Genomic DNA, 26,910 nt, shown 5'->3' on the forward strand with positions numbered 1-26,910 from the left:
GAGACATAGGAGTGAAAAATATGGGATTAACGGCTGGGATTGTTGGATTACCTAACGTAGGGAAGTCCACTTTATTTAATGCAATTACACAAGCAGGAGCAGAATCTGCGAACTATCCATTCTGTACAATTGATCCAAACGTAGGAATTGTAGAAGTACCAGATGAGCGTTTAAATAAATTAACGGAATTAGTAGAACCGAAAAAGACTGTTCCGACTGTATTCGAGTTTACTGATATTGCAGGTATTGTAAAAGGTGCTAGTAAAGGTGAAGGTTTAGGAAATAAATTCTTATCTCACATTCGTCAAGTAGATGCAATTTGCCAAGTTGTTCGTTGTTTTGAAGACGAAAATATTACACACGTTTCAGGGAAAGTAGATCCGATCGATGATATTGAAACAATCAACTTAGAGCTAATCTTAGCGGATTTAGAATCTGTTGATAAACGTATTGAACGTGTTGCGAAATTAGCAAGACAAAAAGATAAAGAAGCAGTATATGAGCATGAAATTTTAGTTCGCTTAAAAGAAGCTTTTGAAGAGGGCAAACCAGCTCGTACTGTTGAATTCACAGAAGAGCAAATGAAGATTGTTAAAGGCCTTCATTTACTTACAACGAAAGAAATGTTATATGTAGCAAACGTAAGTGAGGACGATATTATCGATCCTTCTGAAAACAAATACGTACAAATGGTAAAAGAATTTGCTGCAAATGAAAATTCTCAAGTAATCGTTGTATGTGCAAAAATCGAAGAAGAAATTGCTGAGCTAGACGAGGAAGAGAAAAAAGTATTCCTTGAAGAACTAGGCATTGAAGAGTCTGGTTTAGATCAATTAATTCGTGCTGCATATGATTTGTTAGGACTTGCTACTTACTTCACAGCAGGTGTACAAGAAGTACGTGCATGGACGTTCAAACAAGGTATGAAAGCACCACAATGTGCTGGCGTAATTCATACAGACTTTGAGCGTGGATTTATTCGTGCGGAAACAGTTTCTTACGAAGACTTAATGACAAACGGTTCTATGACAGCTGCAAAAGAAGCTGGTAAAGTTCGTTTAGAAGGAAAAGAGTATATCGTAAAAGACGGAGACGTTATGCACTTCCGTTTCAACGTTTAATTTAATATTTCCTAGGAAAAATAAAGATATGAGCTTGGCAAATATATTATGTGTTTGCCAAGTTTTTTATGCATGGGTGAGTTGATTCATATAACTTACTATGATATAATCTAAACTCGTGAGTAATTACTATAAATTAATTGCTCCTTGCCCATTATGGGCCGTTTAGACCAAAAGGAGGTGAAAGTGTAATGAGAAAGTACGAAATTATGTACATCATTCGTCCTGGCGTTGAAGAAGAAGCTCAAAAAGCTTTAGTTGAACGTTTTGCAGGTGTTTTAACAAACAATGGTGCAGAAATCATTAACACGAAAGAGTGGGGTAAGCGTCGTTTAGCTTACGAAATCAACGACTTACGTGAAGGTTTCTACATGATCTTAAACGTGAACTCTAACGCAGAAGCGATTAACGAATTCGACCGTTTAGCTAAGATCAACGAAGACATCCTTCGTCATATCGTTGTTAAAGAAGAAGAAAAATAATTGATATATAAGGGAGAGTGGTTCGATTGATGAATCGTGTTATCCTCGTTGGTCGTTTAACTAAGGACCCTGACTTACGTTACACGCCCAATGGTGTTGCAGTAGCTACTTTTACGTTAGCTGTGAATCGCGCATTTGCGAATCAACAAGGTGAGCGTGAAGCTGACTTTATTAATTGTGTAATATGGCGTAAACAAGCAGAAAACGTAGCAAATTATTTGAAAAAAGGTAGCTTAGCAGGCGTAGATGGACGTCTTCAAACTCGTAATTACGATGGACAAGATGGTAAACGTGTATATGTAACAGAAGTTCTTGCGGAAAGCGTACAATTTTTAGAGCCGCGTAATGGCGGTGGGGAGCAACGTGGTTCATTTAATCAGCAACCATCAGGAGCTGGTTTCGGTAACCAAAGCTCTAACCCATTTGGTCAATCTAGTAATTCAGGCAACCAAGGTAACCAAGGTAACCAAGGTAACTCTGGATTTACGAAGAATGACGATCCATTTTCAAATGTAGGTCAACCGATCGACATTTCCGACGACGATTTACCGTTCTAATACAGTAAATTAGTTAGTTTTAACAAAGAATGGAGGGAATAGACATGGCAGGACGCAAAGGTGGACGTGCGAAACGTCGTAAGGTGTGTTTCTTCACAGCTAACGGCATCACTCGCATTGACTATAAAGATGTTGATTTATTAAAACGTTTCGTTTCTGAGCGTGGTAAAATTTTACCTCGTCGTGTAACAGGAACAAGCGCAAAATACCAACGCAAACTTACAGTTGCAATTAAACGTGCTCGTCAAATGGCACTTTTACCATATGTTGGTGAATAATAGCGTATGAAATGCACAGTAGAGTCGGACTCTACTGTGCATTTTGCTATGCTTTTCTTTTTGAAAGAGAGGTTAAAATGTGAAACAAGCAAGGTTTGTTACCGAAGGCGCAGCGTTATTGGCTATATATGCAATGTTATTGCTTATATCTATGTATGTTCCGATTTTGGGTACAGTTGTAACTTTTGCGTTGCCGTTACCATTTATACTATTAATGATAAGACATAAACTATCTAATGTGCTCGTAATTTTTGTAGCATCACTTTTTGTTACTATTATTGTGAGTCAGCCCATGAATTTAGTGAAGACAATTATGTTTGGTTTGATAGGGATTGTCTTAGGATATATGTATAAAACAAGAAAAAAGCCAGTGGAAATCTTAATAGCGGGGACGCTTGCATACTTAATTGGCTTTGTACTTATTTATGTTGCAAGTATAAAGTTTTTCAACATAGATATAATGAAGCAAATGCAAAGTATGTTTAGTGAAAGTATGAAGCAAAGTGAAAAGATAGTACGTGCTACAGGTATGCCGGTTAGTAAGGAACAAAAAGAGTTACTTGCACAAATGAATGACATATTACAAACGTTATTTCCAAGTATACTTGTGCTAATTTCAGTATGTTTTTCTTGGATTACATTGATAATATCAGGTAGTGTTTTGAAAAAGTTGAAACATGACGTTATACCTTGGCCTAAATTTAAAGATATACAATTGCCGAAGAGTATTGTTTGGTATTACGTTATTTTTATTTTGTTAGCAACTTTTATAAAGGTAGAACCAACATCATATTTACATATGGTATTTTCTAACCTATATGTCATATTTGCGCTATTGCTCGTACTGCAAGGTCTGACATTTATCGCCTTTTTAGCACATAAAAAAGGGTTTACTAAAGGGGTTCCTATTATTAGTTTTATTGTATGCATGTTTATTCCGATGCTGTTTCCTCTTGTGACAATCTTAGGTATAATTGACTTAGGAATTTCATTGCGTTCTAAAATAGGGGAATAGGTTAATATTCCTTATACTATTTTAATCTGTTTAACTAACTGGAAGGTGAGTTAGTTTTACTTTATAGGAGTTGTATACATGCCTGAATTTTATAAGAAACAGTGGTTTTTATATCCTGTTTATGTATTGGCATTTTTTGTGTTTGTGCTCATTTCAATTCTCTGTTATTTCCATTTGATTATGGGGATAGCTGCTTTTGTCATTTTTTGTATCGTATTCTTTGTTGTGATACGATTTGAACTTACCTTTCAAAGGAATTTCGAAAAGCATACGACAGATATGATTACAAGGGTAAAGAAAGTAAGTAATGAAGCATTTAACCAAATGCCGATTGGTATTTTGTTATACAATAAGGATTATGGGATTGATTGGGCAAATCCTTATTTATCTTCATGTCTGGGACAGCATGCATTAGCTGGATGGCACCTTTATGATGTATCAGAAACATTACTTCTTTTCATTAAAGGAGAAACTTCTGATGATATAGTCTCTTTAAATAATCGAAAGTTTCGCGTTTTTGTAAGGAAAGAAGAAAAGTTAATTTATTTCTTCGATGTAACGGAACAAACAGAAATCGAAAAGATGTACGAGGATCAACGAACTGTTTTAGCTGTCATTTATTTGGATAATTATGATGAAGTTACACAAGGATTAGATGATCAATTACGTACGAATATAACAAGTCTTGTGACATCACGACTAAATGAATGGGCACTTAAGTATGGTGCGTATTTAAAGCGTGCATCTTCAGAAAGATTCTTCGTTGTGCTAAATGAAAGTATTCTGATACAGATGGAGAAAGGCAAATTTAGTATTTTAGATCAGGTGCGTGAAGAAACATCTAAAAGGAATATACCACTTACATTAAGTGTAGGTGTCGGATCAGGTGATTTACCTTTATCGGAGCTTGGGGCAATGGCTCAATCTGGTTTAGACCTTGCGCTTGGACGTGGGGGAGACCAAGTAGCTATTAAACAAGCGACAGGTAAAGTTAAGTTCTATGGAGGTAAGACGAATCCGGTTGAAAAACGTACCCGTGTACGTGCTAGGGTCATTTCGCATGCGTTAAAGGATTTAGTATTAGAAAGTAGTAATGTCATTATTATGGGGCATAGAGCTCCTGATATGGATGCAATTGGTGCTGCGATTGGTATTTTAAAAGTGGCTCAATTAAACGAGCGTAAAGGATATATTGTGTTAGATGAAAATGATTCTGATAAGGGAATTAAGCGCTTGATGGACAAAGTGAAACAAAATGAGGAGTTATGGTCTCATTTTATCACTCCAGAGCAAGCGATGGAATTTGCAAACGATGAGTCCTTACTTGTTGTTGTCGATACACATAAACCTTCTATGGTGATGGAACAAAAACTGTTACATAAAATTGAAAATGTAGTAGTTATTGATCATCATCGCCGTGGGGAAGATTTTATTGAAGATCCATTGCTAGTTTACATGGAACCATATGCTTCTTCAACGGCAGAGTTGGTTACAGAATTACTTGAGTATCAACCGAAAAATTTAAAGATGACAATGTTAGAAGCGACGGCATTGTTAGCGGGTATTATTGTCGATACGAAAAGTTTCACATTCCGGACAGGGGCCCGTACGTTTGATGCTGCTTCCTATTTACGCTCACATGGTGCAGATACTGTACTTGTACAAGAACTTTTAAAGGAAGATATGAATCAGTATTTACGGGTTGCAAAAGCTATAAAAAATGCGTACATTTATAAAAATGGAATTGCGATTGCTAAAGTTGATAGTGATGATTACTACGATCAAGTGCTTATTGCGCAATCAGCTGACACATTATTAACAATGACAGGAATTATTGCATCATTTGTCGTTGCGAAACGTGGCGAGAATCTCATTGGAATTAGCAGCAGGTCTTTAGGTGAAGTGAATGTGCAGCTAATTATGGAAAACTTAGGTGGTGGCGGGCATTTGACGAATGCAGCCACACAAATGAAAAATGTTACAGTAGATGAAGCTGAGGAGAAGCTTCGATTTGTTATTGATGACTATTTACAGGGAGGCACACAATCATGAAAGTAATTTTTCTAAAAGACGTAAAAGGTAAAGGTAAAAAAGGAGAAGTAAAAAACGTACCAGATGGCTATGCAAATAACTTCTTACTAAAACAAGGATTAGCTGCTGAAGCAACAAATAGCAGTATGAAAACTTTAGAGGCTCAAAAGCGTAAAGAAGAAAAGGATGCAGCAGCAGAAGTTGAGAATGCAAAAGAGCTGAAAGAAACATTAGAGAAATTAACTGTAGAAGTAAAGGCGAAATCTGGAGAAGGTGGCCGTTTATTTGGTTCTATTACGAGCAAACAAATCGTAGATGCGATGCAAAAATCACATAAAATTAAACTTGATAAACGTAAATTTGAAATGGATGATGCAATCCGTGCATTAGGCTACACAAATGTAACAGTGAAATTGCATCCACAAGTAACAGCGACAGTAAAAGTTCATGTTAGTGAACAATAAAAATAAATTAAGCAAGGAGGATTGCGTATGAGTGATGTACTTGCTGATCGTACCCCTCCGCATAATATAGAGGCCGAGCAGGCGGTTTTAGGGGCCATATTAATTGATCAAGATGCGTTAACGTCAGCATCAGAGTTATTGGTACCTGACTCATTCTATCGAACGAAACATCAAAAGATTTTTGAGGTCATGCTTGGGCTATCTGATAAAGGAGAACCGATCGACTTAGTAATAATGACATCAGCGATGGCTGATCAAGGATTACTAGAAGAAGTTGGTGGAGTTTCTTATCTAGCAGAGTTAGCAGAAGTTGTTCCAACAGCTGCTAACGTTGAATATTATGCACGTATCATCGCTGAAAAGGCACTTTTACGTCGTTTAATTCGAACGGCGACTCATATTGTGTCGGATGGATACGAGAGAGAAGATGACGTGGACGGCCTTTTAAATGAGGCTGAGAAAAAAATATTAGAAGTATCTCATCAAACGAATGCAAAAGCATTTCAAAATATTAAAGATGTTCTTGTAGATGCTTATGATAAAATTGAACTTTTGCATAATCAAAAAGGTGAAGTTACTGGGATACCAACTGGATTTACTGAATTAGATAAGATGACGGCAGGTTTCCAGCGAAATGATTTAATTATCGTGGCAGCACGTCCATCGGTAGGGAAAACGGCATTTTCATTAAATATCGCACAAAACGTAGCGACGAAAACGGATGAAAATGTAGCGATTTTTAGTTTGGAGATGGGTTCTGATCAGCTTGTTATGCGTATGCTTTGTGCAGAAGGTAATATTGATGCGCAAAGACTTCGTACTGGGTCATTAACTTCTGATGATTGGGCGAAGTTAACAATGGCGATGGGAAGCCTTTCGAATGCCGGTATATATATTGATGATACACCAGGGATTAAGGTAAATGAGATTCGAGCAAAATGCCGTAGATTAAAGCAGGAACAAGGTCTTGGGATGGTTTTAATTGATTATTTACAGCTTATTCAGGGAAGTGGGAAGTCGGGCGAGAATCGTCAGCAGGAAGTATCTGAGATTTCTCGTACTTTGAAAGGGATTGCCCGTGAATTGCAAGTACCTGTTATTGCCTTATCGCAGTTATCTCGTGGTGTAGAATCTCGTCAAGATAAACGTCCGATGATGTCTGATATTCGTGAATCAGGAAGTATTGAGCAGGATGCCGATATTGTAGCTTTCTTATATCGTGAAGATTACTATGATCGAGAAACAGAAAACAAAAATACAATTGAAATCATTATTGCAAAACAGCGTAACGGTCCGGTAGGTTCAGTAGAGCTTGCGTTTGTTAAAGAATTTAATAAATTCGTCAACTTAGAACGACGCTTTGAGGATGGCGCATAAAGGCAGTATAAAAAAGAAACACATTTCTTATAATAAGATGTGTTTCTTTTTTTATATAGCAAAGATAAGGCTTTCATAAGGTAAAAATATAATTCTTACGAACGAAAATGATTTTTAATAAAAAAATGTTCGCTTTTTTGGTTGACTTCTTTTTCGGTTTTGGTACAATTATATTGTTTGAATAGATCGTTTGAAAATTGCGGAGGTGCTTTAATAATGTCTTCAGTAGTAGTTGTAGGAACACAATGGGGCGACGAAGGAAAAGGTAAAATCACTGATTTTCTTTCTGAGCATGCGGAAGTAGTTGCAAGATATCAAGGTGGAAATAACGCGGGACATACAATTGTTTTCGGCGGAGTTAAATATAAGTTACACTTAATTCCATCTGGTATTTTCTATAAAGAGAAAATTTGTGTAATCGGAAATGGCTTAGTAGTAGATCCGAAAGCATTACTTGAAGAGTTAAAATACTTACACGACCGTGGTGTAAGTACTGATAATTTACGTGTAAGTAACCGTGCACACGTTATTTTACCTTATCACTTAAAACAAGATGAGTTAGAAGAAGCTAGTAAAGGTGATAACAAAATCGGTACAACGAAAAAAGGTATCGGTCCTGCATATATGGATAAAGCTGCTCGTATTGGTATCCGTATGGCTGATCTTTTAGACCGTGAAGCATTTAAAGAGAAGCTTGAGCGCAATTTAGTAGAGAAAAATCGTTTGTTTGAAAAAATGTACGATACAGAAGGTTTCAGCGTAGAAGAAATCTTTGAAGAGTACTTCGAATACGGACAACAAATTGCACAATATGTATGTGACACATCTGTTGTATTAAATGATGCACTAGATAACAATCACCGTGTATTATTTGAAGGTGCACAAGGTGTTATGCTTGATATTGACCACGGTACGTATCCATTCGTTACATCTTCTAACCCGATTGCTGGTGGTGTAACAGTTGGAACTGGAGTTGGTCCTGCGAAAGTTACTCGCGTTGTAGGTGTATGTAAAGCATATACAAGCCGTGTTGGTGACGGTCCATTCCCTACTGAACTTAATGATGAAATTGGTCATCAAATTCGTGAAGTTGGTCGTGAGTACGGAACAACAACTGGTCGTCCACGCCGCGTAGGTTGGTTCGATAGCGTTGTTGTAAGACATGCACGTCGTGTTAGTGGTTTAACGGATCTATCATTAAATTCTATCGACGTTCTAACAGGTATTCCAACTCTTAAAATTTGTGTTGCTTACAAATACAATGGCGACGTTATCGATGAAGTTCCAGCAAACTTAAACATTTTAGCGAAATGTGAGCCTGTATATGAAGAGCTTCCAGGTTGGACAGAAGATATTACTGGTGTAAAATCATTAGACGAGCTTCCTGAAAATGCACGAAAATACGTAGAACGTGTTTCTGAGTTAACAGGAATTCAATTATCTATGTTCTCAGTTGGACCAGATCGTAACCAAACAAATATTGTTCGTAATGTATACGAAGCTTAATTGATATTTTAAGAAAAAACTCATGTCCGCATGAGTTTTTTCTTATCTTTTATAAAAAAAGTAAAAAAAGTATTGCAAAAAGAACAGGATACATGTTATGATACATCTTGTCGTCACGAAAATATGACGTTGGTGAGTATGAGCCATTAGCTCAGTTGGTAGAGCATCTGACTTTTAATCAGAGGGTCGAAGGTTCGAATCCTTCATGGCTCACCATTTTATTTTTCGTGGCCCGTTGGTCAAGTGGTTAAGACACCGCCCTTTCACGGCGGTAACACGGGTTCGAATCCCGTACGGGTCATGTTTTTTTATGCTTATTTTTGGTCCCGTGGTGTAGTGGTTAACATGCCTGCCTGTCACGCAGGAGATCGCCGGTTCGACCCCGGTCGGGACCGCCACTTTTGTTTATACCACCATTAGTGGTTTTATATATAGTTTTGGCTCGGTAGCTCAGTCGGTAGAGCAGAGGACTGAAAATCCTCGTGTCGGCGGTTCGATTCCGTCCCGAGCCACTCTCAGGATATTAAGTGGGCCCACTTAATATCCTTTTTATTTGTGTAATTTTACAAAACTGAGTAGTTATTTTAAAATAGAACGAGGAGCCTCTAGCAGTTGAAGCTAGAGGTTTTTCTATAGATCGTATAGGATTCCGTGTAAAAGTGGATCATACATGAGTCTATGAGAATAGAGGAGAAAATACTTAAACAAAGGATGCGGTCATATAGGACATACTATGTAAACATCAATATGTTTAGGGATTATTGACCATATTTTTATAAGGAGGAAATAGACGATGATGGGAAAGAAAATTTTAGTAGTTGATGATGAAAAGCCGATTGCAGATATTTTAAAGTTTAACCTAGAAAAAGAAGGTTTTGAAATAGTGATGGCGCATGATGGTGATGAAGCAATTGAAAAAGCTAATGAAGAACAACCAGATATGGTTTTATTAGATATTATGCTACCAGGTAAAGATGGCTTAGAGGTTTGCCGTGAAATACGTAAAAGCTCGGAAATGCCGATTATTATGCTTACAGCAAAGGACTCTGAAATCGATAAAGTATTAGGGCTTGAGCTTGGGGCAGATGATTATGTAACGAAGCCATTTAGTACGAGAGAATTACTTGCTCGTGTGAAGGCGAACTTGCGCCGCCATCAACAAGGTGGTGCTGCAGAAAAAGAAGAAAATACAGAAATGGTTATTGGACCAATTGTTATTAATCCTAATGCATATAGTGTAACGAAGCGTGAGGAAAATATCGAGCTTACACATCGTGAATTTGAGTTGCTACATTATTTAGCGAAACATTTAGGACAAGTTATGACACGCGAACATTTATTACAAACAGTTTGGGGTTATGATTATTTTGGAGATGTGCGTACAGTAGACGTAACAGTACGTCGTTTGCGTGAAAAAATTGAAGATAATCCAAGTCATCCTACTTTAATTGTAACTAGACGTGGGGTAGGGTATTACTTGCGTGACCCAGAGCAGGAATAGTATATGAAGAAAGTTGGTTTTTTTCAATCTATTCATTTAAAATTTGTGCTTATATATATGCTATTAATATTAATAGCGATGCAAGTTATTGGAGTATATTTTGTAAGGGAATTAGAGAAGAGCCTAGTACAAGGTTTTAGGGATTCTTTAACGCAGCAAACAAACTTATTATCATATAACTTGAAGCAAGAATTTAAAAAAAGTTATACAAAAGCAGAAACAGAGTCAACAGATGAAACGATTAAAACTTCAATTCGAAAATTTGCCTCTGATCAGAAGAAAGTTATCCAAGAGGTAAGTGTATTTGATTCGCATAGAAAGTTGCTCGCTATTTCAGATGAATCAAAACAGAATAAAGTGAATAGAACATCGACTGATATAGCCGTTCAGCGAGTGTTAGTACAAAAAAAGCCAGAAGTGAAAATTGAGAAGGATGGTAATACAGGCCATCGTGTTCAAGTTATGATTACGCCGATTCTAGATGATAATGGTAAGGATGCGCTTGGTGTTATTTACATTGTTGCATCTATGGAAGATGTATATAAACAAATGAAGGATATAAATCAAATTTTTGCTACGGGAACAGTAATTGCTTTATTAGTAACAGCCGTACTTGGGATTTTATTGGCTCAAACAATTACAAGACCAATTTCAGATATGCGGAGACAAGCAATCGAAATGGCAAAAGGAAATTATTCGAGAAAAGTAAAAGTGCATAGTCATGATGAAATTGGACAACTGGCATTATCCTTCAATAATTTATCAAAAAAATTACAACAAGCTCGTTCTTCTACAGAAAGTGAAAGGCGTAAATTATCATCTGTTTTATCACATATGACAGATGGAGTAATTGCTACTGACCGAAAAGGGGATATTATTTTACTAAATGACCCTGCGGAAAAGATGTTAAATGTTTCGCGTGAAACAGCGCTCGATCAATCTGTTTTAGAGGTACTAGGGATACAGGAAGAATTTACGCTCGATCATTTATATGAAGAGCCAGATTCTGTTTTATTAGATTTTAGTACGAGAAACGAACCATATATTTTACGTGCTAGTTTTTCTGTTATTCAAAAAGAAACAGGGAAGGCAAATGGCTTAATTGCTGTACTATACGATGTAACAGAGCAGGAGCGTATAGAGCGTGAACGCCGTGAGTTTGTTGCGAATGTCTCTCATGAATTAAGAACACCATTAACAACGATGCGCAGTTATTTAGAGGCGCTTACGGATGGCGCATGGCAAGATCCGAATATTGCACCGCAATTTTTAACAGTTACGCAAGAAGAAACAGAAAGAATGATTAGACTTGTAAATGCGTTGTTACAGCTATCTAAGCTTGATAGTACAGAGCACCGTTTAATGAAAGAATGGGTCGACTTTACTGATTTCTTTAATAATATTATTGATCGCTTTGAAATGTCTAAAGAGCAAAATGTAAGTTTCAAACGATCTTTCTCTAGAAAATCTAGATTTATTGATATGGATACGGACAAAATTACTCAAGTGCTGTATAACATTATTTCTAACGCATTAAAGTATTCACCAGAAGGTGGAACGGTAACATATCGCTTACGTGATCGCGGTGATTTATTAGAAATTAGCGTAAGTGACCAAGGAATGGGTATTCCGAAAGAAAACGTTGATAAAATCTTTGAACGTTTTTATCGCGTAGATAAAGCTCGTTCAAGGCAAATGGGTGGTACGGGACTCGGATTAGCAATTGCGAAAGAAATGATTGAGGCACATGGTGGCTCTATTTGGGCGAAAAGTGAAGAAGGAAAAGGGACAACTATTTATTTCACGTTACCAATGGCAGCTGATGAAGAGGACGATTGGGAATGAGTATGGAAAACTTTAAAACAATAGTTTTAATTAACCTAGTTGTAATTAGCCTATTTCTTACTTTTAACCTATGGACGTATGTGCCAGATTCTACATCCATGCAAAACGCGAAATTTGTGCAGGGGAATGAAGGAACGAATCAAACTAAAATTTCCGATGTTGTCCGTCCTACTTCTATCATCGTGCATAAAGATAAAAATCATTACGGGAGCCGAAAAGAGGCAGATATAGAATCAATCTATAAGCCTCTGGAAGTAGGGGAATTACATGATTTTAGAGAGATACCAATCACTAAGGGTGATTTCCTTTCCTATGTGCATGGTGAAGGGAAAGTTGAACTTGTTTTCCCTACCGATATCCCATTTGATGCAGTTAAATCCATGTTTAACATGAAAGAGAAAAGTACAGATAAGCCTAAACATTTTAATCGTATTCTTCTTGATCCTTCTAGAAGTAAGGATCAAGAAATTAAAATTACCTTTGTTTCTGATAGTGATAACTTTAAAATATATGAGGCAAAATTAAGTGGCGTGTATTTAAAAGATATTGTAAATGCCCAAAATCAATTTATAGTATCGGCAAAGCCCTATTTTGATTATCAAATTAATGATATGAAAAAGTTATTTTTACCAGATGGAACGACAGAGTTAAACAATATAACATATATTTCATCTAATTTAGCAGTTGATACGTTTAAGAATGCTCTGTTTAGTGATCCTCGTTATTTAAGTCCTATTACTGAGATGTCGAAAGAAACATTTACAGATGGTATTAGATCTATGGAAATTGAAAACGATCGCCACATGCTAAAGTATAAAAACTCGTCTGTCTTAACTGAGAAAACGATAGATAATTTAATGCTTTTACAAAAAAGCTTTGAATTCGTAAGTGGTCACAGTGGGAGCTTGGATTCATATCATTTGGATTATATGAATAAAGGAGAGACAGTATTTCGCTTACATGAAGATGGATATTCAGTATTTAATACAGATGGATTAGCTGAATTGAGGCAAATATGGGGATCAGAAGAAGTAATGGAATATGAAAGACCGTTGCTATCTTTAAATACTAAAGGTATAGAACAGAAGGTTACTCTTCCTTCAGGTCATGTTGTAATAGCATCTCTAGAAAATAATCCAGAGATAAAGAAACAATTAATTAAGGATATTGGTATCGGATATAAGTTATCACTAGATGGGCAAGTAGTTCGACTACAACCAATTTGGTATGTAAAGCTTGTTGAAGATGAATCAGGTAAACAGAAAATTTATGAGTGGAGTGAGGGAGGACTAAATGGATTGGGATCGGATTAAAACCATATTTATTGTGACCTTTTTTGTTCTGGACCTCTTTCTCATTTTTCAATTCATTCAAAAGCAAGATAGTAATCAATTGGAGCTTATTGCAGAGACAAAGATAGATCAAGAATTAAAAGCAAACAAAATTACTATGGGGAATATCCCTAAAGAACCGAAAAAAGAGTCATTTATTAGAGCGGAAAATAAAGCCTTTAAAGAAGAAGATATACAGTCTTTGAAAAATCAAACGGCGCATATACAAAATATGTACAAGATAGAAAGTAAGCTAAAAGAGCCCTTTTTAAATACAAAATCATTATCAAAAGATAAGTATAATGATTTTTTGAAGAACTATGTATTGGATGGACAAAAGTATGAATTTGGAGCGGTGAAAGACTCTAAAATTTATTTCTTTCAAAAATATAAAGATAAGCCTATTTTCTATAATAATCAGGCGATGATTGTTGTGGAATTAAATGAAAAAAATGAACTTGTTTCATATACGCAGACGATGCTAACTGATTTAAAAGAAATGGGCGAAGGTGAAAAAACGAAAGAGCAAGAAATTATTACGGCTCAAACGGCTTTAGAAAATTTGTATTTAAAAAATAAAATTCATGGAAATACGCATGTTAAAGAAGCACAAATTGGTTATGCCACTCTTACCGCATCTACTTCTAATAACCAAGTACTTGCTCCAACGTGGAATTTAAAAACGGAGCAGAAGCAGGACTTCTTTGTGAATGCAATTGAAGGACAAGTTATGGAATTAGGAGAAAAGGAAAATCAAGTGGTTGATGAACATATTGGAGTGAGAAAGAATGGGGTTGCATTTTAGCGTACTTGCAAGTGGAAGTACAGGAAATATGTTATACGTAGGAACCGATGAAAAAAAATTACTAGTCGATGCAGGTTTAAGTGGTAAAGCAACAGAGGCTTTATTTAAACAGGCAGAACTGAATATAAATGATGTATCAGGTATTCTTGTAACACATGAGCATAGTGATCATATTAAAGGATTAGGTGTATTGGCGCGTAAATATGATCTACCTGTTTATGCGAATGAGAAAACATGGAATGCAATGGAACATTTAATAGGAAATATTCCAACTGAGCAAAAGTTCATTTTCTCAGTTGGGGAAGTTAAAACATTCGGTGATATTGAAGTCGAGTCATTTGGAGTTTCTCATGATGCGGCAGAACCGATGTTTTATGCTTTCCATAACAATAATAGGAAATTAGCGCTTATTACAGATACGGGATACGTAAGCGACCGTATGAAAGGTGTTATTAAGGGAGCTAATGCTTTCGTATTTGAAAGTAATCATGATGTGGAAATGCTTCGTATGGGACGTTACCCATGGAGCATTAAACGACGTATTTTAAGTGACGTTGGGCATGTTTGTAATGAGGATGCTGCATTAGCGATGGCAGATGTAATTACAGATGAGACAAAGCATATTTATTTAGCCCATTTAAGCTTAGATAATAACATGAAAGAACTAGCGCGTATGTCAGTATCACAAGTATTAGAGGAAAAAGGATTTGGAGTGGGTGAATCTTTTGAAATTCACGATACAGATCCAAAGATGCCTACAAAAATTCAATACGTATAATTCTTCATTTTAGTAAACAATAAAGGTGAATATAGTTGTTTTCAGGAAGATGGGTGAACAAATATGTCCTTTATTGATGAAGAAAATTATCGTATGAAACGTGCAGGGAAAAAGAAGCATAAAGGTATAGTTCTTTCTAGTATAGCGGGAACAATTGTAGGAGCTTCTTTATTTGCGTTTGGAGCTCCTTTATTTTCAAATTCTGCTGATGCGCTTCCACAAGCTGAAGCGAGCGGGAGTAATATGGCCGAAGCCCAAGGAATTAAACAGATAAGCTTTGTGGACGCTGTTGATCGTGCATCTGAAGCTGTTGTGGGTGTTATTAACATTCAACGAGATAATTTTTCAGAGGCGGATTCAGAGGCTGGTACAGGATCAGGAGTAATTTATAAAAAGACAGATGGTCAAGCTTATATTGTAACGAATAATCATGTTGTAGCTGGAGCAAATCGTATTGAAGTAAGTCTAAGTGACGGTAAGAAGGTTCCTGGAAAAGTATTAGGAACCGATGTGGTCACAGATTTAGCCGTATTAGAAATAGATGCAAAGCATGTGAAAAAAGTAATTGAAATTGGCGATTCTAATACTGTTCGCAGAGGAGAGCCAGTCATTGCGATTGGAAACCCACTTGGACTGCAATTCTCTGGAACTGTTACACAAGGTATTATTTCAGCTAATGAACGTATTGTCCCTGTAGACTTGGATCAAGATGGACATTATGATTGGCAAGTAGAAGTATTACAAACAGATGCGGCGATTAATCCGGGGAATAGTGGTGGTGCACTTGTAAATGCAGCAGGACAATTAATTGGTATTAATTCAATGAAAATTGCTGCAAAAGAAGTAGAAGGAATTGGACTTGCTATTCCCGTGACTAGGGCCGTTCCAATTATGAGTGAACTTGAGAAGTATGGAAAAGTAAGAAGACCGTATGTTGGGATTGAACTTAGGTCGTTAAATGAAATTCCAAACTATTATTGGTCAAAAACATTACATTTACCAGGCACTGTAACAGAAGGAGTTTGTATTTTAGATGTGAAAAGTCCTTCGCCAGGTGCAGATGTTGGTTTAAGAGAACATGATGTTATTGTGGCAGTGGATGGAAAACCGATTCGCGATATTATTGGATTCCGTACGGCCTTATATGATAAAGAAATTAATGATAAAATGACTCTTACTTTTTATCGTGGTACAAAAAGAGTAACAACAACAGTGAAATTAGGTATTCAAAAGTATTAAAAACAGGAGGGTCTACCTCCTGTTTTCTATTGTAGAAAAGTGAGGTGAAGAAAATGAATTTACCTTGTTGTTTAGAACATGTTGAATTAGCGTTAGATATTATTGTGGATGAGTGTGAAGTTGCGCCGGTTATCAACAATGTGGATAACTCAGAAAAAGAGAAAAAAACATGTGAATTTTGTCAAAATGAGGCGACATATGTTGTATCGAACACAGATTCTCACACAATATGTGGGTAGTGTTTGTGGATATGTGGATAAGTTTTGTGGATAACATGTTTGTAAGGTGGAGGATACGTGTGAATATCTCGATTATTTCAATTGGGAAATTAAAAGAAAAATATTTAAAACAAGGTATAGCAGAATACTTAAAACGATTATCAGCATACGCAAAGGTAGAAGTAATTGAATTGCCCGATGAAAAGGCACCAGAAAATTTAAGTGAAGCAGAAATGTTAATTGTAAAGGAAAAAGAAGGCATACGTATACTGGATAAAATTTCTGATGATACGCATGTCATTGCGTTAGCTATAGAAGGAAAGCAAAAGTCATCAGAAGAATTTGCGGTAAGTCTAGATCGCCTTGCTACATATGGAAAGAGTAAAGTTGCATTTGTAATTGGTGGATCACTTGGACTAAGTTCCGAAGTGATGAAGCGTTCAAACGAATCACTTTCTTTTTCAAAGATGACATTACCGCATCAATTAATGCGATTAGTATTGCTTGAGCAAGTGTATAGGGCGTTTCGGATTAATCGTGGTGAACCGTATCATAAGTAAGTGAGATATTCGATGTAAAATAAGGGTAAGAAAAGAATACAGGAGAAAATTGAAAATGGTAGGTTGGTCTTGATTTTCACTGATATTATCATGTTTATTTTATCCCGCTATTTGCCGGGCAGTAAGACCCCTACCTCAAAATTCAGCAAAAGCAAAGAAGTTAGGTGGGCGGGGCTGCCCGTAAAACCCTGCTGATTAAAGTTTCACTTTATTATGCCTATAATTGGAGGCTATGTGAATGGTAAGTGATCAGACGAGATATTCTAGGCTCGCGAATATAACAAAAATAATAAATACGAAATTAGAACTACGTGAAGTATTGCAGCGTGTAACAATGGCGATATCAGAGGAGATTGTTAGGTGCGACGCTGTTGGAATTTATTTACCTCAGGAAGATGGAACATTTAGAGGGTTTGCAGGAAAACCAGAGACCATAAATGGCGTAACGCTCGATACTCAGGTAATTGATCTTAAAATAGACTTACTGGCAAAAGAAGTTATTGAAACGAAAAAAACCATCTATATCCCTGATACCTCAAAGGATCATCGACCGGATCCGAGACCAGTTGATGCGTTCAAAATTAAATCCTTATTAGCTATGCCTATCTCATTTGGGCAAGAGTTATTTGGTCTGGTTTTTTTATTTGATTATGGAATTCCAATGAACTTAACAGATTCAGAAATTCAAAGTGTTGAAGCTTATGTAAATATGGCTGCGGTCGCAATTCAAAACGCAAATAATTTAACACAAAAGGAAAACCTTATTGCCGAGAAGCAGCTGTTATTAAATGTTACCCGTGATTTATCAATGTGTTCCTCGATACAGGAGAGTTTTGATAAATGTTTTTTTTACTTAGGACAGATTTTAGAGAGTAAAAATATGATCGTCCACCTTTTAGATCCGCTAGACAAAACAACAATTAAAACAACGAGGTTAAGTACGGACTGTGATTGGACAGAAGCGGATTGGATAGGGGAAAGCTATGAGGCCAAGATCCAAGAGGTTATTCAAACAAAAAATATAGATAGTAAGGGTCTATTGATGATTCCATTGGTTTCAATGGGAGGAGTATTAGGGGTAATCGTTGTTGGCAAAGAAGGAAAAGCTCATAATTACGATAATTCTCAAATTCAACTGGCAAAATCTATCGTTGATGCCACAGCTCCTACATTTTCAAACTTGTTATATATGGGTCAACTTGAAAGTATGGTGGAAGAACGAACGAGGGAACTAGCTGTTGCGAATGAAAAAGTTACAAGTGTGATTGAAAGTATTACGGATGGATTCTTTACTTTGAATAATAAATGGGAATTTACGTATGTAAATAAGCATCAATATTTACCAAAAAGAAAAACAGCAACAGATGTATTAGGTAAGAATATATGGGGAGTTTTCCCTAATAACGTTGACACAGTTATGTATAAGGAATTACATCGTGCGAGGTCAGAGCAAACTACGGTTCATTTCGAATTTCTTTCTAACCCTGATGAATATTGGTACGAAGTTATTGCATACCCGTATGATGATGGTATTTGTTGTATTTTTAAAAACATAACGGAAAAAAAGAAATATGAACAGGAATTAAAAAGGTTATCTAACATAGATTTAATAGGGCAAATGGCAGCTGGTATCAGCCATGAGATTAGAAATCCAATGACAACAGTACGAGGATTTTTGCAGTTATTAAAAGAAGAGAACAGCTATGAGAAACATACTAAGTACTTTAATTTAATGATTGAAGAACTTGACCGTTCTAATTCTATTATTACTGAATTTCTCTCAATGGGGAATACAAGAAAATCAGATTTGCAGATGTTAGATTTAAATTCAATTATTCATGATATTATTCCTTTAATAAAGATTGATACGCATAATCAAAATAAATATATTCAAGTCGATACAAATGACATTCCGAAATTACTTTTAAACCGTAATGAGATACGACAATTATTACTAAATTTATACCGTAATGGATTAGAAGCGATGAGCATAGAGAAAGTCCTAACCATTAGCACCTACAAGGAAGATCAAAATTGTGTGGTGCTTGCAGTACAAGATCAAGGAGAAGGTATCAGGCCTGAAGTATTAGAGAAACTAGGTACGCCATTTTACACGACCAAAGATAATGGAACTGGATTAGGGTTAGGCGTATGTTATGCTATTGCTGCTCGTCATAATGCAAAAATAGAAATTCAAACAGGATCAGAAGGCACTACCTTCTTTGTTAAATTCAATTATTAAAATAATAAAAAATAAACTCGTTTAGAATAGTTACGGTGAACTGTATCATAAATAAATTTATTCTTTGCATATAAAAAGGATAAAAAGACCATTGGACAAAAATTACCGATGGTCTTTTAAACATTATTAGATGGTATGTAGATTTCCTAAAATAAGTATGTTTCTATTTCTAAAAAAGTATGCTGTAATATGAAGAGGAAAAAATTATAAGTAGTCATAGAAGTGAGGAGTTAAAGGTGAAGAAGTTTAAGAAGTTTTACTTGGAGATTACGAGTGTATGTAATCTTGCGTGTAGCTTTTGTCCGCCGACGGAAAGGCAGAAGCAATTCATTTCTGTGGAGGATTTTGCTAAAAGATTAGACCAAATTAAGCCTCACACAGACTACATTTATTTGCACGTGAAAGGTGAGCCGTTGCTTCATCCGAAAATAGATCAACTATTAGATTTAAGCCATGAAAAAGGATTTAAAGTTAATATTACAACGAACGGAACGTTAATTAATAAGAGAAGGCATAGACTGTTAAATAAGCCTGCGTTAAGACAAATGAATTTTTCACTGCATAGTTTTGATGGACACCCAGGTTCGCAAGATAAAGAGGGCTATGTAAGGAGTATACTTTCCTTCATTAGGGAAGCGACAAGTCAATCAGATTTAATTGTTTCACTAAGGTTATGGAATTTAACCCAGGATAATAAAACAAATGCTGAAATCCAGAAAAATAGAGAGTTATTATCTATAATTGAAAATGAGTTTGATCTATCTTATCAAATTGAAGAGAAGCTTACACCAGGAAAAGGCATAAAAATTGCAGAGCGTGTCTTTATTAATCAAGACTATGAGTTCCAATGGCCGGCACTGCATGAAGAAGAAGATGATGGAAAGGGATTCTGTCATGGACTTCGTAATCAGGCGGGTATTTTAGCAAATGGAACGGTTATTCCTTGTTGTTTAGATGGCGAAGGGATTATTAACCTTGGGAATATTAATAATGATTCATTTTCTAACATTATAGAGGGTGAAAGAGCAACAAACATTGTCGATGGATTTTCAAAAAGAGTTGCGGTTGAAGAGCTTTGCAGGAAATGTGGATATCGAAAAAGATTTGGAAAGTAAATATGAAATAAGCCCTCATAAAGCGAGGGCTTATTTTTTTATTCTTGATAAGAATGCTCTAATTCATCAATTAATGAACCAACGTAAGAAACAGCTTTACGGATTGCATCTGGTTTTGACATATCTACTCCGGCATGTTTCATTAGTTCAAGTGGTTTCATTGTACCACCAGCGCGAAGCACATCTAACCAGCGATCAATAGCAGGTTGTCCTTCTTCTTTAATCATTTGAGCTACTGCAGTAGATGCAGTGAGGCCTGCAGAATATGTGTAAGAATATAGACCCATATAATAATGAGGCTGACGCATCCATGTTAAGCCGGCACCTTCATCGATTTCTACAGAATCTCCCCAGAATGTCGAAAGGACATTTGTTTTTATTTCAGTTAAAGTTGTAGCTGTAAGGGCTTTTCCTTCTTCTGCTAGAGCATATACTCTACGTTGATATTCACCTTCAAGTAAGTGAGTAACAAAGTTGTGATAATATGTGCCAAGTAGTTGTAGAATGACCCATCTGCGCATTCTTTTATCTTCAGTAGTCGCTAGTAAATGCTGAGCTAATAGTAATTCATTCATCGTTGATGGCGCCTCAACAAAGTACATAGATGGGCGTACATTCATAATGCGCTGGTTGTTATTTGCTAAATAAAAATGACCAGCATGTCCAAATTCATGTGCTAATGTGAAGCATCCACGCATCGTATTTTGCCATGTAATTAAAATATAGGGATGAGAGCCGTATGGACTTGAACAAAATGCCCCCGTTGATTTGCCTACGTTATCTGCAAGATCTACCCATCTTTCTTTGAATCCTTTGTCAATTATGGAACTATATTCATCGCCTAATACTTTTAAAGAATCTTGAATGAGTGTGCCTGCTTCTTCATAAGTAATCGCCGGATTAAATTCAGGATCTAAAGGTGCATGTAAGTCGCAGAAAAGCATTTGATCGAGTCCTAATACTTTCTTTTTTAAATCTGCAAAACGGCGCATATGAGGCGCTAATTCTTTGTAAATAATATCAAGTTGATTGTTATACATTTCAAGTGGAACTCTTTGTGGTTCTAAAAGCATATGAGTAACGGATTCATATTTACGTAAGCGAGAAAGTGTTACTTGTTTTTTTACTTCAGTCGCATATGTAGTCGCAACTGTATTTTTATATCGTTTCAAGGTGGAAACAAATGATGAGTATGCTTTTCTACGTATGTATGCGCTTGGAGAAAATTCATATTTGCTTTCAAATAATGCGAATGAAACAGGGAGTTCGTTTCCTTGTTCGTCTTGTATAGAAGTGAAATCCATATCGGCCAATTTAGTCATGCCATAAATTTTGTATGGAGAACTATGAACTTCGCCAAGTGCAGCAAGAGCTTCTTCTGTTTCAGGAGAGAGTGTATGCTGCCTTTTTTGTAGTATTTCTAGTAGTGATTTACGGAAAGGTTCAAGTTTTGTTTCTTCGGTTAAATATTTTTCAATTGTTCCTTCTTCAAGTGAGAGAATTTCATTATGGATAAAGGATAGTGCAGTATGTACTTTCGTCCATAAAGCAGAAATTTTGGAAGAGTTCGCTTGAATAACTGGATTTGTACGATCGGTAGATTCTTTTAAATTTGCATATGAGTACAGTTTTGTTAACTTCATTAAAAGCTCTTCTTCTAAAAGTAGGCAATTTAATAAAGTTGTGGAGTTAGTATGTAAAAGTCCTTTAAATGCATCAAGTTTCTGTATATCATTTTCTAATACGTTTAATGCGGTATGCCACTCATCGTCGGATGTATACAAATCAGATAAATCCCATTTTAGTTCGTCAGGTACTTCAGCACGAACAAGACGATTCTCAATTATAGTTTTCATGTCTTATATCCTCCTTATTAAAAGCATCTAAAAATATGATACTAGAAAATTCAGTAAAATAAAAATATTTTACATTTTTATATATGAAAAAGAAGGACAAGCACTTCTATGCTTGTCCTTCTTTTTAAATTTAAGAATTAATATACTTTATCGCCGTTGAAAATCGAGTTTTTCACGACAACATAATCTACAGTACGAATAGCATCTAATTTTGTTCCACCAGCGTAAGAGATAGAAGATTGAAGATCTTGTTCCATTTCGATTAACGTATCTTCTAAAGAACCTTTATGCTCAACGAACATTTTCTTACCTTCAACGTTTTTCTTCTCACCCTTTTGGAATTCAGAAGCAGAACCGAAGTATTCTTTATAAAGTTTGCCGTCTCTTTCGATAGTTTCCCCTGGAGACTCTTCGTGACCAGCGAATAGAGAACCGATCATGACCATAGTTGCTCCAAATCGAATAGATTTAGCTACGTCGCCGTGTGTACGAATACCACCATCAGCGATAATTGGCTTACTTGCAGCTTTTGCACACCAGCGAAGTGCAGCTAGCTGCCAACCGCCAGTTCCGAAGCCTGTTTTAATTTTAGTAATACAAACTTTACCAGGTCCAATACCAACTTTTGTTGCATCAGCACCAGCGTTTTCTAATTCTCTTACCGCTTCTGGAGTTCCAACGTTTCCAGCGATAACGAAGCTTTCTGGTAAATGTCTTTTAATATGTTGAATCATGTTGATCACAGCATTAGAATGACCGTGTGCGATATCAATCGTGATATATTCAGGTGTAAGGTGCTCAGCAGCTAATTGTTGTACGAATTCATATTCGTCCTCTTTTACACCAACGCTGATAGAAGCGATTAATCCACGTGATTGCATATCTCTAATGAATGAGATTCGTTTCTCTGGTTGGAAACGATGCATAATATAGAAGTAATTGTTTTCAGCTAAATAAGTTGCGATTCTTTCATCAATAATCGTTTGCATATTTGCAGGCACGACAGGTAATTTAAATTTATGTTTTCCTAAAGTGACAGTTGTATCACATTCAGAGCGGCTATTTACAATGCATTTTGCAGGAATTAATTGAATATCTTCATAGTCGAATACGTTTTCCATCATTTACACCCCTAAAATACGAATATTTTATTTTTATTAATTAAAAATGTTCGTCCATAGGATAATTTACATTATTTTTATTAAGAAGTCAAAGGATTTCTTAACATTTTTTTGAAAAACAGATTATATATATGAGAAATGACGTTAAAAACGAATTTAAAATGTATTTTCATTTATATTGTTCGTTTATAAAAGGATTGAAAAATTGAGATAATTCCATGGGGTGTATATGTGCTTTTTATCTTTGGGGAGGGCTGGAGGATACTATGAAAAGGTTTATTTCTATATAAAAAGATGAATCTGGCATGATTCACCTTTTTATGTGAGGTTTCAAGTATAATAAGTAAAGTGATAGTAACGCATATAAAAGATAAAAAAGAAAATAATATAGAATAAAATGAGGTTAATATATGAGTAAAAAAAGTTTTTCTGATTATAAATTAAGTAAGGAAATTGTAAGGGCACTTACTGGATTAGGATATGATCATCCAACAGAAGTACAAGGAGAGGTTATTCCAGTTGCATTGCAAAAGAAAGACCTTGTTGTGAAATCTCAGACTGGAAGTGGAAAAACAGCTTCATTTGGTATTCCACTTTGTGAAATGGTGGAGTGGGAAGAGAATAAACCACAAGCATTAGTTTTAACACCAACGAGAGAGCTTGCGGTACAAGTAAAAGAAGATATTACGAATATAGGCCGATTCAAAAGGATTAAGGCTGCGGCAGTTTATGGGAAATCTCCATTTGCACGTCAAAAATTAGAATTAAAGCAAAAGACACATATTGTAGTTGGGACTCCTGGTCGTGTGTTGGATCATATTGAAAAGGGTACCCTTTCTTTAGAGTGTTTGAAGTATTTAGTTATTGATGAAGCAGATGAGATGCTAAATATGGGCTTTATCGATCAAGTAGAGGCAATTATTGATGAATTACCTACAAAAAGAATGACAATGTTATTTTCAGCGACACTTCCAGAAGATGTTGAAAAATTGTCTCGTACATATATGAATTCACCAACTCATATTGAAATTAAAGCAGCTGGGATTACGACGGATAAAATTGAACATACACTTTTCGAGGTGATAGAAGACGAGAAGCTTTCACTACTTAAAGATGTAACAACGATTGAGAATCCTGATAGTTGTATTATTTTCTGCCGTACACAAGAAAATGTAGATCATGTATATAGACAGTTAAAACGAGCTAATTATCCTTGCGACAAAATACATGGTGGTATGGTACAAGAAGATCGTTTTGAAGTCATGGATGATTTTAGAAAAGGAAAATTCCGTTATTTAGTAGCAACAGACGTAGCTGCCAGAGGAATTGATATTGATAATATTACACATGTTATTAATTATGATATTCCACTTGAAAAAGAAAGCTATGTACATCGTACTGGAAGAACGGGACGAGCTGGAAATAGTGGAAAAGCTATTACATTTATAACACCATATGAAAATAGATTTTTAGAAGAGATTGAGGAGTATATTGGCTTTGAAATTCCAAAGGCAATTGGACCTTCAAAAGAAGAAGTTATGAAAGAGAAAGCTGCATTTGAAGAAAAGATACATGCTAAACCAATTATAAAGAAAGATAAAAATGCGGACATAAACAAAGGCATTATGAAGCTGTACTTTAATGGCGGGAAGAAAAAGAAAATTAGGGCGGTAGATTTCGTCGGTACAATTGCTAAAATTAAAGGTGTTACAGCAGAAGATATAGGCATTATTACGATACAAGATAACGTTTCTTACGTTGAAATATTAAATGGAAAAGGACCGCTTGTATTGAAAGTCATGAAGACTACAACGATTAAAGGGAAACAATTAAAAGTTCATGAGGCAATTAAGTAAATAGGAAACTATCCACTCTAACAGGTGGATAGTTTTTTATTTATGATTTTTTCAAATCATCAACTAGTTGCTCTGCTAAACGTCTATACATATTACTCATAGTCACGAAGGATGTTAATAGTAGAAATTTTTCTAGCTTTGTATCTTCTAAGGAAGAGATCTCATTTACTTCAGTAACACGGTTATTTACGTCTTGTTTAAAGCTTTCGACATTGGTTTCAGTAAGAGTGAGATAATTTTTATATACCGTATTTAAATCGAATGTATCATCGTTTAATAAGGAGTTATTTATATTTTCTAATGAACTCTTTATGTCATTAATGGAGAGAGCGCCTTTTAATTGATAAATTAAGCTAATTAAAATCATATGCTCTTTTGAATACTTTTTATTTTTGATAGGGATGAATAGTTTCCCTTTTGCGTAATTATTAATCATCGTTTTTGTTAATACTTTTTCATCATCAGCTCTCGTTGTATCTGCATAAGTATTTTCAAATAGTTGGACAACTTGGTCTACATATAAGTCAACATTTGGAATATCCTCAAGTTTAATATTTTTTTCTAAATGTAATGTTTCAAGTAATTCATTTATATTTTCCACGTAGGATCCCTCACTTTTATAACTTAGTGGAACTTAATGTTTAATATATCTTTAAATATGGTATTACGAAACAAATGAATTGTAAATGTTGACCTCAAAATGAAATGTGTATATAATTACATGTAGTTATCAAAACTACATGTAATTATATAAGGGGTGTTATTATGAATGCTTATGTAAGAGAACCAGTCAATGCATTTACTCACTTGGGTGGAGCGATATTGTCATTTGTTGCATTATTAGCTATGCTTGTGAAAGTTTCTATTAAGATGCCATCATTTGCTGCAATTACAGCTGTTATTTTGTTTGGTATTGGGATGATGGTCCTTTATACGGCATCAGCTGTGTATCATAGTGTTGTGGCCAATGAACGTGTTATTTACTTCTTTAGGAAGCTAGATCATTCTATGATTTTTATATTAATTGCAGGTACATATGCACCCTTTTGCTTAATTACATTAAATTCAGCAAGTGGTTTGCTATTATTTTGTTTAGTCTATGCAACTGCGATTTGTGGCATTGTGTTTAAAATGTTTTGGTTTAATTGTCCAAGATGGTTATCGACAGCAATTTATATTACGATGGGTTGGTTAATTGTTTTATTCTTTGCACCGCTAGCTGAGAATTTAAGTACAGGAGGCATTGTTTTCTTAGTACTTGGTGGCATTTTTTATACAATTGGTGGATTTATTTATGGAACAAAGCCAAAATGGTTAGAGTTTAAATATATGGGACATCATGAAATTTTTCATGTTTTTGTATTATTAGGTAGTCTTACGCATTTTCTAAGTGTATATTGTTACGTAATTTAATAAAAAAACGCCACATGATTTTTATTATGTGGCGTTTTTTTATTACCTGATTAGAATCGTATATGTTATAAAATTATTATGGGATAAAATGTAAGTTTCTGTGTTCGCATATTAAACATAGGATAAGAAATATGTGATATACTTTGAGAAGTTTATAATGAATGAAATATGGAGGACTATAATTATGGCAATACTTGTA

Annotated in this window: 24 protein-coding genes and 4 tRNA genes; 25 read left to right on the plus strand and 3 right to left on the minus strand. The window is 35.4% G+C overall.

Features of this window, described 5'->3' with window-relative positions; all coding sequences use genetic code 11:
- Nucleotides 1-20: 20 nt before the first annotated feature.
- From ychF to COK05_RS06885, 23 genes are all read left to right on the plus strand, one after another.
- Entirely contained in the window at nt 21-1,121 is a 1,101-nt protein-coding gene (ychF, locus tag COK05_RS06775; protein ID WP_000524656.1) for a redox-regulated ATPase YchF, read from the plus strand.
- 191 nt (nt 1,122-1,312) lie between these two features.
- The gene (gene rpsF, locus COK05_RS06780; RefSeq protein WP_001233781.1) at nt 1,313-1,603 is read left to right on the plus strand and encodes a 30S ribosomal protein S6; all 291 of its coding nucleotides are present in this window, start codon (nt 1,313-1,315) and stop codon (nt 1,601-1,603) included.
- Nucleotides 1,604-1,629: 26 nt separating this feature from the next.
- Nucleotides 1,630-2,160 (plus strand): single-stranded DNA-binding protein, encoded by a 531-nt coding sequence (gene ssb, locus COK05_RS06785; RefSeq protein ID WP_002108911.1) that lies wholly within the window; start codon nt 1,630-1,632, stop codon nt 2,158-2,160.
- 44 nt (nt 2,161-2,204) lie between these two features.
- Nucleotides 2,205-2,438 carry a 30S ribosomal protein S18 gene (gene rpsR, locus COK05_RS06790; protein WP_000918873.1) on the plus strand — a complete coding sequence of 78 codons (234 nt, stop codon included), beginning with the start codon at nt 2,205-2,207 and terminating at the stop codon, nt 2,436-2,438.
- A 79-nt stretch (nt 2,439-2,517) separates the two neighbouring features.
- Nucleotides 2,518-3,453 carry a YybS family protein gene (locus COK05_RS06795; RefSeq protein WP_141538926.1) on the plus strand — a complete coding sequence of 312 codons (936 nt, stop codon included), beginning with the start codon at nt 2,518-2,520 and terminating at the stop codon, nt 3,451-3,453.
- Nucleotides 3,454-3,531: 78 nt separating this feature from the next.
- On the plus strand, nt 3,532-5,505 hold the full coding sequence (locus COK05_RS06800) for a DHH family phosphoesterase (protein ID WP_098611976.1): 1,974 nt from the start codon (nt 3,532-3,534) through the stop codon (nt 5,503-5,505).
- Nucleotides 5,502-5,948 carry a 50S ribosomal protein L9 gene (gene rplI, locus COK05_RS06805; protein WP_000864237.1) on the plus strand — a complete coding sequence of 149 codons (447 nt, stop codon included), beginning with the start codon at nt 5,502-5,504 and terminating at the stop codon, nt 5,946-5,948. Before COK05_RS06800 ends, rplI begins: the two co-directional genes overlap by 4 nt.
- A 27-nt stretch (nt 5,949-5,975) precedes the next feature.
- Nucleotides 5,976-7,325 (plus strand): replicative DNA helicase, encoded by a 1,350-nt coding sequence (gene dnaB, locus COK05_RS06810; protein WP_001286147.1) that lies wholly within the window; start codon nt 5,976-5,978, stop codon nt 7,323-7,325.
- Between the two features lie 216 nt (nt 7,326-7,541).
- Nucleotides 7,542-8,831, plus strand: a complete 1,290-nt coding sequence (locus COK05_RS06815; RefSeq protein WP_098611977.1) for an adenylosuccinate synthase — start codon at nt 7,542-7,544, stop codon at nt 8,829-8,831.
- 140 nt (nt 8,832-8,971) lie between these two features.
- Nucleotides 8,972-9,047: transfer RNA gene (locus tag COK05_RS06820), tRNA-Lys, on the plus strand.
- Nucleotides 9,048-9,060: 13 nt separating this feature from the next.
- Nucleotides 9,061-9,132, plus strand: a tRNA-Glu gene (locus tag COK05_RS06825).
- A 21-nt stretch (nt 9,133-9,153) separates the two neighbouring features.
- A tRNA-Asp gene (locus COK05_RS06830) sits at nt 9,154-9,229 on the plus strand.
- Nucleotides 9,230-9,270: 41 nt separating this feature from the next.
- Nucleotides 9,271-9,343, plus strand: a tRNA-Phe gene (locus COK05_RS06835).
- A gap of 281 nt (nt 9,344-9,624) precedes the next feature.
- Nucleotides 9,625-10,332 (plus strand): cell wall metabolism DNA-binding response regulator WalR, encoded by a 708-nt coding sequence (gene walR, locus COK05_RS06840; protein WP_000971865.1) that lies wholly within the window; start codon nt 9,625-9,627, stop codon nt 10,330-10,332.
- 3 nt (nt 10,333-10,335) lie between these two features.
- Nucleotides 10,336-12,177: a cell wall metabolism sensor histidine kinase WalK gene (gene walK, locus COK05_RS06845; RefSeq protein WP_098611978.1), complete on the plus strand. Its 1,842-nt coding sequence runs from the start codon at nt 10,336-10,338 to the stop codon at nt 12,175-12,177.
- Entirely contained in the window at nt 12,174-13,490 is a 1,317-nt protein-coding gene (locus tag COK05_RS06850; protein ID WP_098611979.1) for a YycH family regulatory protein, read from the plus strand. Before walK ends, COK05_RS06850 begins: the two co-directional genes overlap by 4 nt.
- The gene (locus COK05_RS06855; protein ID WP_098611980.1) at nt 13,471-14,313 is read left to right on the plus strand and encodes a two-component system regulatory protein YycI; all 843 of its coding nucleotides are present in this window, start codon (nt 13,471-13,473) and stop codon (nt 14,311-14,313) included. Before COK05_RS06850 ends, COK05_RS06855 begins: the two co-directional genes overlap by 20 nt.
- Entirely contained in the window at nt 14,297-15,091 is a 795-nt protein-coding gene (locus COK05_RS06860) for an MBL fold metallo-hydrolase (protein WP_098611981.1), read from the plus strand. The genes COK05_RS06855 and COK05_RS06860 overlap by 17 nt, the downstream gene beginning before the upstream one ends.
- 63 nt (nt 15,092-15,154) lie before the next feature.
- On the plus strand, nt 15,155-16,330 hold the full coding sequence (locus tag COK05_RS06865; RefSeq protein WP_098611982.1) for a S1C family serine protease: 1,176 nt from the start codon (nt 15,155-15,157) through the stop codon (nt 16,328-16,330).
- Between the two features lie 53 nt (nt 16,331-16,383).
- Nucleotides 16,384-16,569: a CxxH/CxxC protein gene (locus tag COK05_RS06870; RefSeq protein WP_001052827.1), complete on the plus strand. Its 186-nt coding sequence runs from the start codon at nt 16,384-16,386 to the stop codon at nt 16,567-16,569.
- 59 nt (nt 16,570-16,628) lie between these two features.
- Nucleotides 16,629-17,108, plus strand: a complete 480-nt coding sequence (gene rlmH, locus COK05_RS06875) for a 23S rRNA (pseudouridine(1915)-N(3))-methyltransferase RlmH (protein ID WP_001027003.1) — start codon at nt 16,629-16,631, stop codon at nt 17,106-17,108.
- 238 nt (nt 17,109-17,346) lie between these two features.
- A complete protein-coding gene (locus COK05_RS06880) occupies nt 17,347-19,350 on the plus strand; it encodes a GAF domain-containing sensor histidine kinase (RefSeq protein WP_098611983.1) in 2,004 nt (667 codons plus the stop codon).
- 236 nt (nt 19,351-19,586) lie between these two features.
- Nucleotides 19,587-20,465 carry a radical SAM/SPASM domain-containing protein gene (locus tag COK05_RS06885; protein ID WP_000713633.1) on the plus strand — a complete coding sequence of 293 codons (879 nt, stop codon included), beginning with the start codon at nt 19,587-19,589 and terminating at the stop codon, nt 20,463-20,465.
- A gap of 38 nt (nt 20,466-20,503) precedes the next feature.
- Here COK05_RS06885 and pepF read toward each other — a convergent pair whose 3' ends face one another.
- Both pepF and guaC read right to left on the minus strand, forming a co-directional pair.
- A complete protein-coding gene (pepF, locus tag COK05_RS06890; RefSeq protein WP_098611984.1) occupies nt 20,504-22,321 on the minus strand; it encodes an oligoendopeptidase F in 1,818 nt (605 codons plus the stop codon).
- A 137-nt stretch (nt 22,322-22,458) separates the two neighbouring features.
- A complete protein-coding gene (gene guaC, locus COK05_RS06895; RefSeq protein WP_098611985.1) occupies nt 22,459-23,442 on the minus strand; it encodes a GMP reductase in 984 nt (327 codons plus the stop codon).
- Nucleotides 23,443-23,852: 410 nt separating this feature from the next.
- On the opposite strand from guaC, the gene dbpA reads away from it, so the two are divergent.
- On the plus strand, nt 23,853-25,298 hold the full coding sequence (gene dbpA / locus COK05_RS06900; RefSeq protein ID WP_000039350.1) for an ATP-dependent RNA helicase DbpA: 1,446 nt from the start codon (nt 23,853-23,855) through the stop codon (nt 25,296-25,298).
- A gap of 40 nt (nt 25,299-25,338) precedes the next feature.
- Here dbpA and COK05_RS06905 read toward each other — a convergent pair whose 3' ends face one another.
- A complete protein-coding gene (locus tag COK05_RS06905; protein WP_098611986.1) occupies nt 25,339-25,899 on the minus strand; it encodes a DUF1836 domain-containing protein in 561 nt (186 codons plus the stop codon).
- Between the two features lie 164 nt (nt 25,900-26,063).
- Between COK05_RS06905 and trhA the strand changes: the two genes are divergently transcribed.
- Nucleotides 26,064-26,711, plus strand: coding sequence for a PAQR family membrane homeostasis protein TrhA (gene trhA, locus COK05_RS06910; RefSeq protein ID WP_098611987.1), 648 nt, complete (start codon nt 26,064-26,066; stop codon nt 26,709-26,711).
- Nucleotides 26,712-26,910: the final 199 nt, after the last annotated feature.

The organism is Bacillus cereus (assembly GCF_002567495.1).
GTDB lineage: Bacteria > Bacillota > Bacilli > Bacillales > Bacillaceae_G > Bacillus_A > Bacillus_A cereus_AQ.